This is a genomic window from Pseudomonas rustica (assembly GCF_018336155.1).
Classification (GTDB): Bacteria; Pseudomonadota; Gammaproteobacteria; order Pseudomonadales; family Pseudomonadaceae; genus Aquipseudomonas; species Aquipseudomonas rustica.
On record NZ_JAGYHF010000012.1, the window covers coordinates 113,112 to 127,614 of the forward strand.

A 14,503-nucleotide genomic window follows, 5' to 3' on the forward strand; every position below is an offset into this window, starting at 1 on the left:
CTGGGTGGGCGTCTGCTCACACCCACGCAACAGCCAGCAATCCCGCGCCAAGCACCACGCACAACGGCGAATACACCCACGTATCAAGCCGTGAAAACCGTGAGCCTTTGACCTCTTTGAAAAACCCCACCAGGTTCGAATCACCAATCGCCCGGGCGAACAGCAACAGCGCAATCGCGCTGATCCCCCATTGCAGCGACCAGTGATGCACCGGCGCGAAGCCCCAACCCACGCGCATACACACCAGCGCCGCAATCACCAACAACGCCGCCGCGACCAGCAGCGTGATCCAGCCGGAGGGTTTGAACGCCGGGCGCACCGTCGCCACCAAACCTTGCACCGGCACTTGCGGCACGGCCGCCACCGCCGCCCATTGTCCGCCCAGCGCCCAGTACACATGCACCAGGGCGATCACCGCAAAAACCGTCACCAGCCATTGAGCCAACACAAAGGTCATGGTCGAGAATCCTTGGAAAGGGATTTGAACAAATCATCCTAGTTGGCATTTTTTGAAGTGCACGACCGATCGGCGGTACGGTAAAGTGCCGCCCCATGAAATTCTCCCGTACCGATCGCTCACTGCTGGCCTGGATGCTGTATTGCTGCGTCCTGTTCAACGTGTTCGCCTGCAGCATCGGTCACGGACAAATGGTCGGCATGCAGCTGAACGGTATCGGCGGCCAGTTCTGTACGGTCGACCCGGCCACGCAAGCGCCAATCGCCAGCAACCCCACCGAAGAAAAACTGCCGACCCTGTCCAAGGCGTTCGGCTGTCCGCTGTGCTCGGTCGGCGGCGGCATGGGCCCGGCGTTCAACTCCAGCCTGACCCTCGCCGTTCTGCCGGAGCAACACAGCCCACCGCTGGCGCCCATCGTCAGCGCCGACCTCCCTGCCCGCTTCACCTGGCCCTCGGCCAACCCTCGCGCCCCACCGCTCGCCTGAGTGTTTCTGCCTTTTTTGATCCGTCAGCCCACTGCGCCAATGCGCGGCGTGTGCCTGTGCCTGTGCGCTGACGCCTAGACAAGCATTCAGGATTCAATGATGAAACAACTCACTTTGCTGGCGAGCCTGTGCGGCTGCCTGTCCGTTAACGTCTGGGCGCAATCCACCGTGGATCTGGCGCCCATCACCATCGATGGCGAATCCGGCGCCGAACCGGGCCTGAGCCTCGACCAATCCAGCGGCATGGCCTCGCGCCTCGGTCTAAGCGTGCGCGACACGCCGGCCTCGGTGGCCATCGCCAACCGCAACGACATCGAACGCCACGGCGCGCAGAACTTCCAGGACGCCGCCAACACCCTGCCCGGCGTCAATGCCAGCGCACCGCCGGGTTTCGGCGGATTCGTCTCTTATCGCGGCTTCACCAGCAGCCAGATCACCCAGATGTTCAACGGCATCAACGTCTCCGGCGGTCTCGCCCGACCGGTGGACGCGTGGATCTACGACCGGGTGGAACTGGTCGGCGGCCCGTCGTCGCTGATCAACGGCGCAGGCTCGGTCGGCGGTTCGCTGAACTACGTGACCAAACTCGCCACGCGCGATGAACAAGCCATCGAAGGCCGGGTCAGCTACGGCACTTACGACACCACCGAAACCGCGTTCGGCCTCAACCATGCGCTGACCGCCCCGAGCGCCGACATCCAGCACTACGCCCGACTCGACGTTAGCCACAACACCAGCAACGGCTACATCGACCGCCAGGAACGCGATGCCTGGAGCGTGGCGTTCTCGTTGCTCAGCGACCTGACGCCGGATCTGTCACATACGTTGGCGCTGGAGTACCAGGACGAGCACGAGGACAGTCCGTATTGGGGAACCCCAGTGCTCAATCCCAAGGCCGGCGAGCTGAAGATCGACAAACACAACCGCTTCAACAACTACAACGTCGAAGATGGTCGCTACGAGCAGCGCACGATCTGGGTGCGCTCGATCATCGACTACCGCATCAACGACAGCACCACCCTGCGCAACACGCTGTATCACCTCGACAGCCAGCGCGATTACCGCAACCTCGAAACCTACCAGTACAACGCCGACAACACGGCGGTGAACCGCTCAACCGCGTATCAAGTGCGCCATCAGGGCGAGCAGAACGGCAACCAGTTCGAACTGCGCCACGACAACACGCTGTTGGGACTTGAGACGACGTGGTCGGGTGGTTTCGAATACAAGGTCAACCAGACCACCAACTACCCGCTGAACGTCAAAGGCGCCAGCACGGTTGATCCGAACAACTACCGGCCGGGGCATTTCTACGACATACCCGGCACCAACCCGGCGTTGATCAGCGACAAGACCAACCAGGTCACCACCAAAGCGCTGTTCATGGAAAACCGCTTGGCGCTCACCGACAAACTGTCGCTGCTCACCGGTCTGCGTTATGACGATATCGACCTCGACGTGACCAACCACCGAGTGGTGACCGCCGCTAATCCCAAGCACCTCAAGCGCAGTTGGGAGCCGCTCACCGGCCGCGCCGGCCTGACGTACCAGTTCATCCCGTCGTCCAACGTTTACGTGCAATACAGCACCGCCGCCGAGCAGCCGAACGGCACCCAGGACTTCGACGTCTCGACGGGCAAGCAATGGGAAATCGGCAGCAAGTTCGAATATCTGAACGGGCGCGGTTCGGCGACGGTGGCGGCGTATACGATTGAGCGCAAAGACTTCGCCGTGACCGATCCACTGGATCCGACCAGCAGCATTCCGGTGGGTCAGCAAACCTCTAAAGGCATTGAGATCGCCAGTTCGCTGCGGATCAGCGACAAGCTGTTGGCCGAAGGCAACTTCGCTTGGGTCGATGCGCAGTACGACGATTTCACCGAGAAAAACGCTGCCGGCGTGGTGGTGTCGCGCAAGGGCAACACGCCGACAAACGTGCCGGATCGGGTCGGCAATCTGTGGCTGACTTATGATTTTTCGCCGCAATGGCAAGGTGGGGTTGATGCGCGGTATGTGGCGTCGGTGTTTGCCGATACGGCCAATACGATGACGGTGCCGTCGTATACGTTGTTTGGCAGCTTCCTCAGCTACAAGGTCGATTCGCACACGACTGTGACCGGGCGGGTGCGCAATTTGACCAATGAGGTGTATGCCGAATTTGCGCATGTGTCGCCGGCGTATTACCTCGGGACGCCGCGTACCTTTGAATTGGCGGTGGCAACTAAATTCTAAAAAAACCTGTAGGAGCTGCCGAAGGCTGCGATCTTTTGATCTTGCTTTTAAAACAATCAAAATCAAAAAATCGCAGCCTTCGGCAGCTCCTACAGGATCGGGTCGGCTATAGACTTGCGGATACTTTGTCTGCCACATCCTTCGGCAACCAAGCCTGCCACACATCCGGATGCGCCTTCATAAACGCCACCGCCGCTTCCCGTGGTGCCGTGTGCTTCTCGCTCATCTCGGCCAGCGCCTTGTTCAACGGCTCAATCGGGAAATCGACCTTGCTGAAGAAGTCGGTAATCTGCGGATACTGTTTCTGGAACGGCGTCGACACGCCAATCGACAGCTTCGAAGCCAGCGAACGGGTCGGTTTTGGATTGGGATTATCGGCATCCGTCAGCGTCTTCCACGCTTCGGCATCAAACGCCGGCTCTTCCAGTTGCACCAGTTTGAATTTGCCCAGCAGCGGCGTCGGCGACCAGTAGTAGAACAACACCGGCTTACCGCGACGAATCGACGAACTGATTTCCGCATCCAGCGCCGCGCCCGAACCACTGCGGAAATTGGTGTAGTCGTCCTGCAACCCGTACGCCGTCAGCTTCTGCTTGTTGACCACTTCCGAGGTCCAGCCGATCGGGCTGTTGAGGAACCGGCCCTTGCTCGGGTTTTCCGGATCCTTGAACACGTCCTTGTATTTCTTCAGGTCACTGACACTGCGCAAGTCCGGCGCCAGCGGCTTGATGCCTTTGGCCGCATCACCCTTGATCACGTATTCCGGCACCCACCAACCTTCAGTCGCGCCCTTGACGGTATCGCCGACGCTGACCACTTTGCCTTCCGCCTCAGCCTTGACCCACACCGGACTGCGCCCGGCCCACTCCTCGCCAATGACCTGAATGTCATTGTTGGCCAGCGCGGTTTCCAGCGTGATGGTGGTGCCGGGCAGCGTGTCGGTCGGCAGCCCGTAGCCCTTCTCGACGATGATGCGCAACACATCAGTGATCAGGCTGCCGCTTTCCCAGTTCAGGTCAGCGAAATGGATTGGCGTCTCGGCCGCCATCACCGCTTGCGCCGACGTCAGCATCCCGAATGTCGCCACGCTGGCGGCCAATAACCGTCGAAATCCGTTCATCTATTACCCCTCGTGCTGTTCACAGCATTGGCAGGATGGCCTGACAGAAGACCGCAAGCCTCTGAATACTCAGTCAACTGACTGTAGCCGAGGTTCCAGTGTTTTCAGGTAGATGATCCGGTCGAGGTTATGTTTCAGATTTTTCCTGCAAGCTTTGTAGCTCGCGTCTGACCATGGCGGCGTATTCCGCCGGCCGCAAGGTGTAGATCTGCGACGCCACCCAGCCCAGCCAGGCGCCCTGCATTGGCGCCTTCGCCGCGTACAAACGCTGGGCTTCCTCGCGCGCCGTGTCGAGGTTCTGCGAGTGGAAATCCGCCCGGCTCACTCGCTGGCCTTGAAGGTCACCAGTTCGCCTTTGCGCCATTTGGCGGCTTTGGCGGTGACGGCTTTCAGCGTTTTGGTCAGGCCTTCCTGCAGTTGCTCATTGGCGGCGAACACCGTGACTACGCTGTGGCCTTCTTTGAACAGAATCGCCTGGCCATCGGCCGTCGTGACAAAGGCGTAGTCGCCCAAGCCATAGACCGTCAGTTTGATTTCGCGAAAACGGATGTCCATCTTGCCGCCTTCACGACTGGGCAAGACCGACGCACTGAAATGATCGCCAACCTTGAGCTTGAGCCCGGGTTTGTCATCGACCACCAAGGCACTTTCGGTGTCGATTTCGGCGACGTAAATGCCTTCGGCGCTCTGCTCGGTGATGTAAACAAAACGCGATTGAAACAGCTTGACCAGCTTCGCGCGCAAATCACCCAGCACGAACAAAGCATGCATATCGAGGTTACTGACTGCCAAAGAAACATCCCCACATCTGAAAAAGCCGCACACGGAAAACGCGCACGGCAAAAAAACGGCCAGGCCGACAGTGTTGCCAAATAACTCAAATAAAAGTCCGAAGCGAGCAGACAGCTCATCGTTCGCGAGGTTCTTAGACTACTGGAATGTCACTCGCGAAACTTGCCTCAACTGTCGCCAGAGCTTGAAGGAAAAATCCTCAGTGGCCGACAGATAAAACTGACTACGAACTTTAGGGAAAATTCTCACGAAAAAAAGCACTTTTCCGACATATCGCAACTGAAAAATTGCTTTAGATAACCCCCGTCGTCAACAGGTATTGGCGATTCTAGAGCAGCAATGCTCATTACGACTACCCGAAACGACCTGTAAATAGGGGTCGAACGATGAAAAGGACTTCATATGTGCACTCTAACCCACTTTGCCCTGCCCTCTGATGCACGCACCACATCGCCGCTGATCCTGCGTATCGCCACACCAGATGATCAGACACCTCGTTTTCAAGTGGTACCGGCCGGCAACTCGTTTTTTCACATCAAGGAAAAATCGACGGGTCGTGTAAGAGGTTTCCGCGAAGACCATAACGAAGCCTGTGCGCTCGCCCGTTCACTTGAATCGAAAATCGAACTCCTGGCGAACGGCTGCCTCAGATAAAGAGAGTGTTCGATCGCGTCACCCCGGCGCCCACACCAAGGAGCATACGATGGAACTGACAGCAAACAATCTGACGACCCTGTTCGACCAACTGGGATTGCCTTCAGAAGGCTCCGCTATCGACGATTTCATCGAGGCCCACCCACTGCCTGCCGAAGTTAAATTGATCGACGCCGATTTCTGGAAGCCGCAACAAGCGCAATTGCTCAAGGAATGGTTACGTGCCGACGGCGATGAAGCGGTCATGGTCGATGAATTGAACGTTCGCCTGCACCGCGGCAAGTAAAACCGATCAGTGCAGGCTGTCACCCGCCTTGGCTTGTAATTCTGCAAGCCATGCGGCCTTGCACTCTTCCGCCTCATCGCGACTGGCGAACGCGGTGCCGCGCCGCTCTCCATTCAATAACACCACCCAGCAGACGCTCTGCCCCATCGCGCGCAAACCCTCGGGGACACCGCTGCCGATCATCACGGCGACATCAACTCTGCACTGCATGCTGACCTCCCAAAATCATTAGCTAGCTAACTACGTAGTTAGATTAATGGTTTTCTACGGGAGGAAACAGCAACGGCCGTGCACAGATTCATTGCAGCAAAGGTAACAATCGCTCAGCGCGCACCTTCGGGTTTATAGCCCAGACGCAAACCGCCCCAATGCCGGCCCTTGATCATGATCGGCACCGACAGGTCATGCATCAACTCACCGGTGTCGCGGGTATAGGTCTGCAATAACACCGGTTGCTGATGGCTACCGCAGCGAATCCCGGTGCGATCGGCAAACTTGCGTTTGGTGCGACTGTTCAGCGCATCGACCTGCGCATCGCCAGTCAACGGCTTACTGAATGCCTGATTGTGCGTCGGCACATAGCCCTGTTGCGTGCAGGCAATGGCGAAGACCAGCCCTTCGTGACGTGGCAGCAACGGCTCCTGAATCGCTGGCAGCACCTGATCGGTGTAGCGATCGAAACGCGTCTGAAATTTCGCCGGTTGAGTATTCGGGATCGGTTGGTACTGGCGATCAAACAGATCCTCCAGGCTGACCCGGCCCTGATCTATATCGGCTTCAAACTGCGCAGCAATCCGATTAGCGCCTTCGCGCGCCAGGTCGTAGATACGCTGGTGATAGTCATCGAGGCCGACTTCGGCGAGCCGTTCGCTGATGGTTTCCGCCTGCCCTTCCATCTGCACGGCGGCGTCGGCGAGGCGGCGGGTTTGCTGATCGCTGATCGCCAGATCGCTGCGCATCTGCTCGATGGCTTTGAACAGACTGTCGAGTTGCTCGCGGTTGGTTTCCGCGCCCCGGGCGATTTCGCCGACCTGGGTTTCCACGCCAGCAGCCAGTCGCGCGATGTTTTCCAGGTGCTGACCGGTGTGCTCGACCTGCTCTACGCCGGTGTGCAGGTCGCTGGACAACTCGCGAATCTGCTCGACCACTTGCGCGGTGCGTTGCTGAATGTCGGCAACCATCTCGCCGACTTCGCCGGTCGCCGACGCGGTTCGCGCTGCTAATCCACGCACTTCGTCAGCAACGACGGCAAAACCGCGCCCGTGTTCGCCAGCGCGGGCTGCTTCGATGGCGGCGTTGAGTGCCAACAGATTGGTCTGGCTGGCGATGGATTGAATCACCAGCGTCACTCGCTGAATGTCATCGCTGCGCACGCTCAAGGCTTCGATCAGCTCGCGGCTGGCGTTGGCGCGTTGACTGAGTTGGTGCATGCGCGAGATCGAATCGAGCAATTGCGTGCGCCCCGCCGCACTGCTGTGATGGGCTTCGCTGGCAGCGCTGAGCGCTTCGCGGCTGAGTTGCGAGGTCGCGTGTTCAGTGGCGATCATCACTTCGGCGTTGCTGACGATTTGCGCGGCGGCATTCAGTTGCGATTCGAGTTTGCTCGCCAGTTCCTTCACCGAAAAGGCAACGCCGGCCGCCGACAAGGCGTTATGGCTGGTCGTGTAGGAAAGGTCGCGGGTCAATTCAGAAATAGCGCTACCGGAATCGGCAGGCTGTGCAGCGGGGACGGCTCGGGAACGCAGGCGCGGCAGCCAGACAATCAGCACCGCCAACGGCATTGCGAGGTACAGCGACCACTCACCCAGGGTCATGCCGGCCAACAACAGCATCAGGGCGATGCTTTGCAGGGTCGGTGCGAGCCAGCGGTTTTTCGGCAACAGCACTGGTGCAGGCAGAGCCCCAACCAGAGATCCATCTCTCGTCATATCATCACCCCACGCTTGTTTTCATTGTTGTGACTGCATTAAACGCCACTACAACGCCATTATCCATGGTCCGTTAGTCGTGGGGTCTTGCAGCAGGTCAATGAATCGGCGGGAAATGTTGCGGACGAGCAAAAGCAAAGATCGCAGCCCCGACATCTCCGTGTAGGAGCTGCCGAAGGCTGCGATCTTTTGCTGGCGACCCACATTCATGGGTCACCGCACAGCATCAAGCCTGACGCTGGTGCTTGTCGATCTGCTCGTGACGCTCTTGAGCTTCGATGCAGTACTTGGTGGTCGGGCTGATCAGCAGACGCTTCAGGCCAATGGCCTCGCCGCTGTCGTCGCACCAGCCAAAGCTGTCTTCCTTGATGCGCTCAAGGGCTTGTTCCAGTTGCGGCAGCATGCGCTGGTCGCGATCGATCGCGTTCACCAGCCAAGTGCGCTCTTCTTCAACCGAAGCCGCGTCCGCCGGATCAGCCGGAGTGTCCAGGCTTTCGATGGCGATGCGATTTTGCTCAATGCGCTCGTGGGTTTCGACTTTCATGTTCTGCAACAGCTCGGAGAAAAAAGCGTGCTGCTCGGCATTCATGTAGTCATCTGCCGGCATGGCCAGCAACTTGTCCTTTGTCATTGATATCTCTATAAAAAAACGTGCATTAAGGCGAATTAGGGAGCGTTTCGGCAAACCGCGTGCGGCCGTCGAAAAGGCATCGTTTATTGCAAATGCCACCCGGCACTCAATTTACGAGGGGCGGCAGTCTAAGGCCGACTTGCGACCTCAGCAACAGAAAATCCAGCGAATTCGTCCGACAAAGCCCGGAAACTGCTCTGACACAGGCTTCATGGCGGTACTCGGAGTGCGTTTATAGCAAGAAATTCAATCGAGCGGCTGTATATAGAAGACAAACGGCTAACGAAGACCTGCGACCGATGACTCTCGACCGCCAGAGTTTTCATTCAGAACTGCCCTGTAGCCTTCGCATCCCCCCGGATTCAGGGGCGCTGCCGTCCATATAAAAGAACAGATCAGCAGGATTGCCCATATCCAGTACAGATCTGCACCAAACGCATCGCCAGCGACAGGCGCCCGCAAAGCGAGCGGATCAGGGTCGATGAATTCACCAACAGGTAGACTTCGGCGACTGACAATTGCTTCAAGCTCGGCTAGGTTATGCCTTCCCACCGGTTCGACTTGAAGGAACGCGTCATGAAACTGATCGGCATGCTCGACTCCCCTTACGTGCGGCGCGTGGCGATCTCCGCCAAGCGCCTGGGCATCGACCTCGAACACGAGTCGGTCTCGGTGTTCCGCCACTTCGAACAATTCCAGCAGATCAACCCGGTGGTCAAAGCGCCGACACTGATCCTCGACGACGGCATCGTGCTGATGGACTCCACGCTCATCCTCGACTACCTCGAAGCCGCCACCGGCAAAAGCCTGCTGCCGAAAGACCTCAGCCAACGCGCCCAAGCCCTGCGCCTGATCGGCCTCAGCCTCGCCGCCTGCGAAAAAGCCGTGCAGCTCTACTACGAACGCAACCTGCGCCCGGCCGACATCCAATACCAACCGTGGGTCGAACGCGTCGAAAGCCAACTCGCCGCCGCCTTCACCGCCCTCGAAAAACAACTTGAAACCTACCACCTGCCCACCGACGGCACGCTCGCCCAGGACGGCATCAGCCTCGCGGTCGCGTGGAGCTTCACCGGCCTCGTCGTACCCGACCAGATCGACAACCACCGCTACCCGCGCATCGCCCAATACACCGCCTACGCGGAAAGCCTCGAAGCCTTCATCAACACCCCGATGACCTGACCATGAGCACGACCGACACCGCCGCACCGGCGCTCAAAGAAATCTTCAACGCCGAACGCCTGCAGCACATCGCCGACGAAATGAGCGCGGTGTACCCCGCGTTCAAGGTCAAAGCGTTTCTCAAACATGCCAATCAAGGACTCGCCGAGCTATCGGTGATGCAACGCATGGCCCGCGTCAGCGAAAGCCTGCACGCTGTTTTGCCGCTCGGGTATGAAGATTCCCTCGAAGTGTTGTTTGAACTTGCTCCGAGGCTGAACAGCGGATTCGTCAGCATGTGCCTGCCGAACTACGTCGCCAGCTATGGCGGACATGCGTTCGATACCTCGATGGAGGCGCTGAAGTACTTCACCACGTTTGGTTCTTCTGAATTCGCCATCCGCCACTTTCTGCGCAGTGACCTGGAACGCTCGCTGGAACTGATGCATGACTGGGCGCTGGATGAGAACCATCATGTGCGTCGCCTGGCCAGCGAAGGCAGCCGCCCTCGCCTGCCTTGGTCGTTTCGACTGGAAGCGGTGCAGGCGAATCCGAATTTAGCGGCGGGGATATTGGATCGGTTGAAGGCGGACGAGAGTTTGTACGTGCGCAAGTCCGTGGCAAATCATTTGAATGATGTAACGAAGGAACATCCGGGTTGGGTGCTGGACGTGATTGAGGGGTGGTCGCTGGAGGAAAAGCATACGGCCTGGATTGCCAAGCATGCGCTGAGGAGTTTGATTAAGCAGGGAGATATGCGGGCGTTGGCGGTGATTGGTGCGGGGAAGAAGGCTGAGGTTGAGTTGGTGGATGTGCGGGTTGAGCCGGGGGTGGTGCGGTTGGGGGATGCGATTGGTTTATCGTTTTCGGTGAAGTCGACGGTGGCACATGAACAGCGGCTGGTGATTGATTATGCGATTGACTATGTGAAGGCGAATGGCGGGGTTTCGCGGAAGGTTTTTAAGTTGAAGGTGGTGGATTTGGTGGGGTTTGGGGAGGTGGTTGTGGGTAGAAGGCAGGTGATAAAGGATTTTACGACGCGGAAGCATTTTGGTGGGGTGCATGGGGTGTGGGTGATGGTTAATGGGGAGGTTTTGGGTGGGGCTGAGTTCACGATCGTTGGTTGAGGAATACCAAGCGAGCCAGTGATTGCCCGGAAACAGCTCGTGAAGATGAATGTGTTGGTAGGGCTGCTTTCGGCCAATAGCTGCCTGTCGTCACAAGCCGAAATCGCCCCAAAGCGGCCGTTTGCGGAAAGTGGCTCACCGTCATGAGCAGTCTACCCGGCAGAAGCGACCCGGGGATTTTCATCATTAGCAAACCAGGATAGGTGCGCCGCGTCCAACAGCTTGGTTAACAGGATGACCTATGTCGTGCCCAGAGGTCCTGAACTAAGATGGTCGGATATCCGCTCTATTTGGACGAGGATACCTGTAATCACTTAACGGGGAGACATGCATTCGCTACCCACCCTAGGTCAATGGAGCAGACGTGCAGGTGAGACGATATTGGGCCCCCCTGCTACCCGACTGAGCAATTCCAGTCGGGCAACCTCGAATTTATTCCATATCACCCGATCGGCAAACTTGGGTAGCGAGATGGCTTCTCCAGAATCAAAATCCTCTAGCGCGGCATCCACAATGGCCACTGCGCCTTGATATTGGGTTTGCTGTGAACCTGCATACAAAATTGCTTGAACGCGTACTGCGACTTTATTGAAATGCTGCCGCAGCGCGTGGGATAGCGAGAGTAAAAAAGCGCTGTTCGCCGACTCAATGGCAGCACCGGAACTCGCCTCGAACACGGGCACCAGATTGATAACCGTTCCGGCGCCCCTCTTTACGAAACCATTTGCCAATGCGTAGAACAAGCGTACGGGAGCAGTGATCCCCAAGGCGATTGTGGCCCCTATCTCATTTTCCTCAGTGATGTCGTGATGGTTGATGAGCAATGTGATACTGGCGTCCTGGCTTAACAAGGTCTCGATGCGGACAACTTCGGCGGACACTGCCAAATCAGCATTCAGCACTTCCACCGATCGTCCGCTGGAGTCAGTGAGCGCTGCAGCAAGCGTCATTAATTGCGGCCGATCCACCGCGATTAAAATCAAGTCGTAGCCCCGTTGAGTCAGTCGGTGGGCGAAAGCTATGCCTATTGCTGTACCAGCGCCCGTTATAACGGCCGTGCCTTTATGAGTCATGCGGTTTGCTCCAAAGGCGGTGCATGAAATAGGGCCAGAGTAGTGAACGCCCGTATGTCGGTAAAGGCCGTAAAACCATCATTTTCGGCCTTGGTCTGGTCAAGTTTATGGCCGGAAATGTTGGCATTCCGAAGTTCCTCGTAGCTCAGTATCGGTCTTACTGAATTTATCCGGCGCAAAACGCTAACCCCCTCGAAATCGCGGTTCTGCTTGCAGTCCCACGATTTTCGCGCATGCTTACGTTTCGCCTGTCACCAGACATTCATGCGTCAAGCCAGTGTTCAACTGGGCGAACGGGAGTTTTTATGCAAAGTGTGGCGTTAATCGTACGGCCCGATTTTCAAGTGATGAGCCTTGCTGCGCTTTCAGCTTTCGAGTTTGCCAACCTGGCCGCGGGTGAAAAACTCTACGACATCAGTGTGCTATCCGAGCATGGTGGCTTGGTCGCCAGCTCCCTGTTCACGTCGGTTGATACTCAGCAGTTCAACAAGACTGATTTCGATACCGTCTTGATCAGTGGTGCAATGGATCGCAGTTCGGCGTCGGACGGTATTCACTCCTTTCTGGTTGAAGCCAATGCACATTCACGGCGGGTAGGCGCTTTGTGCGTCGGTGCTTTCGCGCTTGCCGAGTCCGGATTGCTCGATGGCCGTCGAGCCACAGTGCACTGGGCTCGCGCCAAGGAAATGCGCGATAGATTCCCCGCAATTAAGGTAGAAGAAGATCGCATCTTCATCATCGATGGCAAGATCTGGACCTCGGCAGGCATGACCGCTGCGCTCGATTTAACCATCGGTATGGTCGAGAAGGATTACGGTGCCGCGCTGGCCCGGACCGTCTCGCAGCGGCTGGTGCTATACCATCGCCGCGCGGGTGGGCAGTCCCAGCATTCGGCGATGCTGGAACTGAGTCCGAGCTCCGACCGCATTCAGCAATCGCTGGACTTCGCTCGAAAAAACCTGCGCCGCGACCTTTCCGTAGAAGACCTGGCGGATGCAGCGTGCCTGAGCCCTCGGCAGTTCAGTCGAAGCTTTCGCGAGCAGACCGGAAGCTCACCCGCCAAGGCCATTGAGAATCTACGTCTGGAGGCCGCCCGATTGATGATCGAACAGGGACGACTAACGCTTGAGGCGGTGGCCTCGGAGACCGGCTTTGGCGACCGTGAACGCATGCGCCGGGCCTTTCTGCGCGTGTATGGTCAATCCCCGCAATCGTTGCGCCGGACCTTCGGTTCCAACGCTGAGGTATAAGCTTCTATTTTTCGCAGCAGAATAACGGCGGCCATTGGCCGCCGTTATTCATTCTTGGAACGCTACTTTTTGAGCGTGTAGATTATTTAATTTGAAGGTTGAAGTTGCGGTGCAGGTCGGCGGCCGGATGTATAGGCCAAGGCCAAGGCCGTTGCTGCGCAGAGGGCACTGACAAAGCCAAGGTTGGCCAATGAGCTGTAGTGCAATGTCAGAGAGCCGAGACCCGCACCCAGTGAGAAACCGAGGTACATGAAGGAGGCGTTGAGCGACAACACCACTGGCGCGCTCGCAACGCCAGCCACGCCGACCAGCGTGGTTTGCTGTGCAGGATAAAAAGCCCAGTGCGCCACGCCCCAGGCAGCGATGGCGAGGACAATCGGCACAATGACAAACTGTTTGCCGATAAAGTGCGGCGCCAGCGACACGACGACGAATGCGGTAGTGGATGTCGCCAACGCTGGCAGGATCACTGCGCGCGGACCTCTTCGGTCTACCGCCCGGCCGCTGATGGCCAGGCCGATTGCGGCTGAAACACCCCAGCCAAATAGCACGAAACCTATTGCCGGGCCATTTATAAGGGTGGTGGCCTCCAAAAGCGGAGCGAGATAGGTGTAAGTGGTGTAGCTCGCCATCGCCCACAACGTAGTGATCAGCAACGTATGCAATACCGCAGGCTGAGCCGCAGTGGAAATTCGCTGGCGCAGGCTGGCAGTAGCGAGTCCGGTTCCTATCTCGCGTGGAAGGCCTATCAGCAAACCGGCAACGGCCAACGCGGCAATGATCGCGACGCTGCCGAACGTGGCGCGCCAACCCATTGCCGCCCCCAGTACAGTGCCCGCCGGAACACCCAAGGCAATGGCAAGCGACAGGCCACCGTTGACGATAGCGATGGCGCGGCCACGCTGTTCGGGCGGCACGACCACACTGGCCAGTGCGTTCGCACCGGGTACATACACTGCCGCCGCGAGTGCCAGCACCACTCTCGCGGCCATCAACGACCAATAGCCACTGGCCGTGAAGGCCAGCAGATTGGCCAGCGCAAATAACGCCATGGCACCGATCAGCAGCCTGCGCCGGTTGAGATTCCCCGTCAGTGCAGCCAGCACCGGAGAGCTCAGTGCATAGGCAAGAGCAAATACTGTGACCAACTGGCCCGCCATGGAAACGCTAACGTCAAGATCCTTCGCCATGCCGGGAAGCAGGCCCGCGATCATGAAGCTTTCGGTACCGACGGCGAACGTGCCTAACGCCAGCCAATACAGCGGCCGGTTGCTTTTGATGTATTGGGTTGAGTTCATGGTATTCCA

Annotated in this window: 16 protein-coding genes; 7 read left to right on the forward strand and 9 right to left on the reverse strand. The window is 58.0% G+C overall.

The window, feature by feature from the left end; translation table 11 throughout:
• Positions 1–16 precede the first annotated feature (16 nt).
• Positions 17–457, reverse strand: coding sequence for a DUF3995 domain-containing protein (locus KFS80_RS22100; RefSeq protein ID WP_053120960.1), 441 nt, complete (start codon positions 455–457; stop codon positions 17–19).
• Between the two features lie 95 nt (positions 458–552).
• On the opposite strand from KFS80_RS22100, the gene KFS80_RS22105 reads away from it, so the two are divergent.
• Together KFS80_RS22105 and KFS80_RS22110 are read left to right on the forward strand one after the other, a co-directional pair.
• Positions 553–942, forward strand: coding sequence for a DUF2946 domain-containing protein (locus KFS80_RS22105; RefSeq protein ID WP_212545913.1), 390 nt, complete (start codon positions 553–555; stop codon positions 940–942).
• 99 nt (positions 943–1,041) lie between these two features.
• The gene (locus KFS80_RS22110) at positions 1,042–3,174 is read left to right on the forward strand and encodes a TonB-dependent receptor (protein WP_212545914.1); all 2,133 of its coding nucleotides are present in this window, start codon (positions 1,042–1,044) and stop codon (positions 3,172–3,174) included.
• A gap of 106 nt (positions 3,175–3,280) precedes the next feature.
• Here the strand turns inward: KFS80_RS22110 and KFS80_RS22115 are convergent, their stop codons facing one another.
• The 3 genes from KFS80_RS22115 to KFS80_RS22125 all read right to left on the reverse strand — a co-directional run bounded on the left by KFS80_RS22115 (position 3,281) and on the right by KFS80_RS22125 (position 5,065).
• Positions 3,281–4,294 carry an ABC transporter substrate-binding protein gene (locus tag KFS80_RS22115; RefSeq protein ID WP_212545915.1) on the reverse strand — a complete coding sequence of 338 codons (1,014 nt, stop codon included), beginning with the start codon at positions 4,292–4,294 and terminating at the stop codon, positions 3,281–3,283.
• 127 nt (positions 4,295–4,421) lie between these two features.
• The gene (locus KFS80_RS22120; RefSeq protein WP_053120968.1) at positions 4,422–4,619 is read right to left on the reverse strand and encodes a hypothetical protein; all 198 of its coding nucleotides are present in this window, start codon (positions 4,617–4,619) and stop codon (positions 4,422–4,424) included.
• Positions 4,616–5,065 carry a hypothetical protein gene (locus KFS80_RS22125; protein ID WP_053120970.1) on the reverse strand — a complete coding sequence of 150 codons (450 nt, stop codon included), beginning with the start codon at positions 5,063–5,065 and terminating at the stop codon, positions 4,616–4,618. Before KFS80_RS22125 ends, KFS80_RS22120 begins: the two co-directional genes overlap by 4 nt.
• A 423-nt stretch (positions 5,066–5,488) precedes the next feature.
• Between KFS80_RS22125 and KFS80_RS22130 the strand changes: the two genes are divergently transcribed.
• Both KFS80_RS22130 and KFS80_RS22135 read left to right on the forward strand, forming a co-directional pair.
• Positions 5,489–5,740 carry a hypothetical protein gene (locus KFS80_RS22130; RefSeq protein ID WP_082341449.1) on the forward strand — a complete coding sequence of 84 codons (252 nt, stop codon included), beginning with the start codon at positions 5,489–5,491 and terminating at the stop codon, positions 5,738–5,740.
• Between the two features lie 49 nt (positions 5,741–5,789).
• Positions 5,790–6,026 (forward strand): DUF2789 family protein, encoded by a 237-nt coding sequence (locus KFS80_RS22135; RefSeq protein WP_212545916.1) that lies wholly within the window; start codon positions 5,790–5,792, stop codon positions 6,024–6,026.
• A 6-nt stretch (positions 6,027–6,032) separates the two neighbouring features.
• Here the strand turns inward: KFS80_RS22135 and KFS80_RS22140 are convergent, their stop codons facing one another.
• The 3 genes from KFS80_RS22140 to KFS80_RS22150 form a co-directional block, all read right to left on the reverse strand.
• Positions 6,033–6,236 carry a hypothetical protein gene (locus KFS80_RS22140; RefSeq protein ID WP_053120974.1) on the reverse strand — a complete coding sequence of 68 codons (204 nt, stop codon included), beginning with the start codon at positions 6,234–6,236 and terminating at the stop codon, positions 6,033–6,035.
• Between the two features lie 113 nt (positions 6,237–6,349).
• Positions 6,350–7,954 carry a methyl-accepting chemotaxis protein gene (locus KFS80_RS22145; RefSeq protein ID WP_212545917.1) on the reverse strand — a complete coding sequence of 535 codons (1,605 nt, stop codon included), beginning with the start codon at positions 7,952–7,954 and terminating at the stop codon, positions 6,350–6,352.
• 226 nt (positions 7,955–8,180) lie between these two features.
• Entirely contained in the window at positions 8,181–8,585 is a 405-nt protein-coding gene (locus KFS80_RS22150; RefSeq protein WP_007907888.1) for a TraR/DksA family transcriptional regulator, read from the reverse strand.
• A gap of 576 nt (positions 8,586–9,161) precedes the next feature.
• Here KFS80_RS22150 and KFS80_RS22155 point away from each other — a divergent pair.
• Both KFS80_RS22155 and KFS80_RS22160 read left to right on the forward strand, forming a co-directional pair.
• The gene (locus KFS80_RS22155; protein WP_212545918.1) at positions 9,162–9,767 is read left to right on the forward strand and encodes a glutathione S-transferase; all 606 of its coding nucleotides are present in this window, start codon (positions 9,162–9,164) and stop codon (positions 9,765–9,767) included.
• Positions 9,768–9,769: 2 nt separating this feature from the next.
• Positions 9,770–10,873: a DNA alkylation repair protein gene (locus KFS80_RS22160; protein ID WP_212545919.1), complete on the forward strand. Its 1,104-nt coding sequence runs from the start codon at positions 9,770–9,772 to the stop codon at positions 10,871–10,873.
• 350 nt (positions 10,874–11,223) lie between these two features.
• Here the strand turns inward: KFS80_RS22160 and KFS80_RS22165 are convergent, their stop codons facing one another.
• Positions 11,224–11,946, reverse strand: a complete 723-nt coding sequence (locus KFS80_RS22165) for an SDR family NAD(P)-dependent oxidoreductase (RefSeq protein WP_212545920.1) — start codon at positions 11,944–11,946, stop codon at positions 11,224–11,226.
• A 305-nt stretch (positions 11,947–12,251) separates the two neighbouring features.
• Between KFS80_RS22165 and KFS80_RS22170 the strand changes: the two genes are divergently transcribed.
• Positions 12,252–13,196: a GlxA family transcriptional regulator gene (locus KFS80_RS22170; protein ID WP_064118086.1), complete on the forward strand. Its 945-nt coding sequence runs from the start codon at positions 12,252–12,254 to the stop codon at positions 13,194–13,196.
• Positions 13,197–13,282: 86 nt separating this feature from the next.
• On the opposite strand, the gene KFS80_RS22175 is transcribed toward KFS80_RS22170, so the two are convergent.
• Positions 13,283–14,494 (reverse strand): MFS transporter, encoded by a 1,212-nt coding sequence (locus KFS80_RS22175; RefSeq protein ID WP_212545921.1) that lies wholly within the window; start codon positions 14,492–14,494, stop codon positions 13,283–13,285.
• Between the last annotated feature and the right edge of the window lie 9 nt (positions 14,495–14,503).

What these genes read in the sequence shown, in the direction of transcription:
- KFS80_RS22100 (WP_053120960.1), bottom strand. Translation starts at nt 457, where the DNA reads ATGACCTTTGTGTTGGCTCAATGGCTGGTGACGGTTTTTGCGGTGATC.
- KFS80_RS22105 (WP_212545913.1), top strand. Translation starts at nt 553, where the DNA reads ATGAAATTCTCCCGTACCGATCGCTCACTGCTGGCCTGGATGCTGTAT.
- KFS80_RS22110 (WP_212545914.1), top strand. Translation starts at nt 1,042, where the DNA reads ATGAAACAACTCACTTTGCTGGCGAGCCTGTGCGGCTGCCTGTCCGTT.
- KFS80_RS22115 (WP_212545915.1), bottom strand. Translation starts at nt 4,294, where the DNA reads ATGAACGGATTTCGACGGTTATTGGCCGCCAGCGTGGCGACATTCGGG.
- KFS80_RS22125 (WP_053120970.1), bottom strand. Translation starts at nt 5,065, where the DNA reads ATGCATGCTTTGTTCGTGCTGGGTGATTTGCGCGCGAAGCTGGTCAAG.
- KFS80_RS22130 (WP_082341449.1), top strand. Translation starts at nt 5,489, where the DNA reads ATGTGCACTCTAACCCACTTTGCCCTGCCCTCTGATGCACGCACCACA.
- KFS80_RS22135 (WP_212545916.1), top strand. Translation starts at nt 5,790, where the DNA reads ATGGAACTGACAGCAAACAATCTGACGACCCTGTTCGACCAACTGGGA.
- KFS80_RS22140 (WP_053120974.1), bottom strand. Translation starts at nt 6,236, where the DNA reads ATGCAGTGCAGAGTTGATGTCGCCGTGATGATCGGCAGCGGTGTCCCC.
- KFS80_RS22145 (WP_212545917.1), bottom strand. Translation starts at nt 7,954, where the DNA reads ATGACGAGAGATGGATCTCTGGTTGGGGCTCTGCCTGCACCAGTGCTG.
- KFS80_RS22150 (WP_007907888.1), bottom strand. Translation starts at nt 8,585, where the DNA reads ATGACAAAGGACAAGTTGCTGGCCATGCCGGCAGATGACTACATGAAT.
- KFS80_RS22155 (WP_212545918.1), top strand. Translation starts at nt 9,162, where the DNA reads ATGAAACTGATCGGCATGCTCGACTCCCCTTACGTGCGGCGCGTGGCG.
- KFS80_RS22160 (WP_212545919.1), top strand. Translation starts at nt 9,770, where the DNA reads ATGAGCACGACCGACACCGCCGCACCGGCGCTCAAAGAAATCTTCAAC.
- KFS80_RS22165 (WP_212545920.1), bottom strand. Translation starts at nt 11,946, where the DNA reads ATGACTCATAAAGGCACGGCCGTTATAACGGGCGCTGGTACAGCAATA.
- KFS80_RS22170 (WP_064118086.1), top strand. Translation starts at nt 12,252, where the DNA reads ATGCAAAGTGTGGCGTTAATCGTACGGCCCGATTTTCAAGTGATGAGC.
- KFS80_RS22175 (WP_212545921.1), bottom strand. Translation starts at nt 14,494, where the DNA reads ATGAACTCAACCCAATACATCAAAAGCAACCGGCCGCTGTATTGGCTG.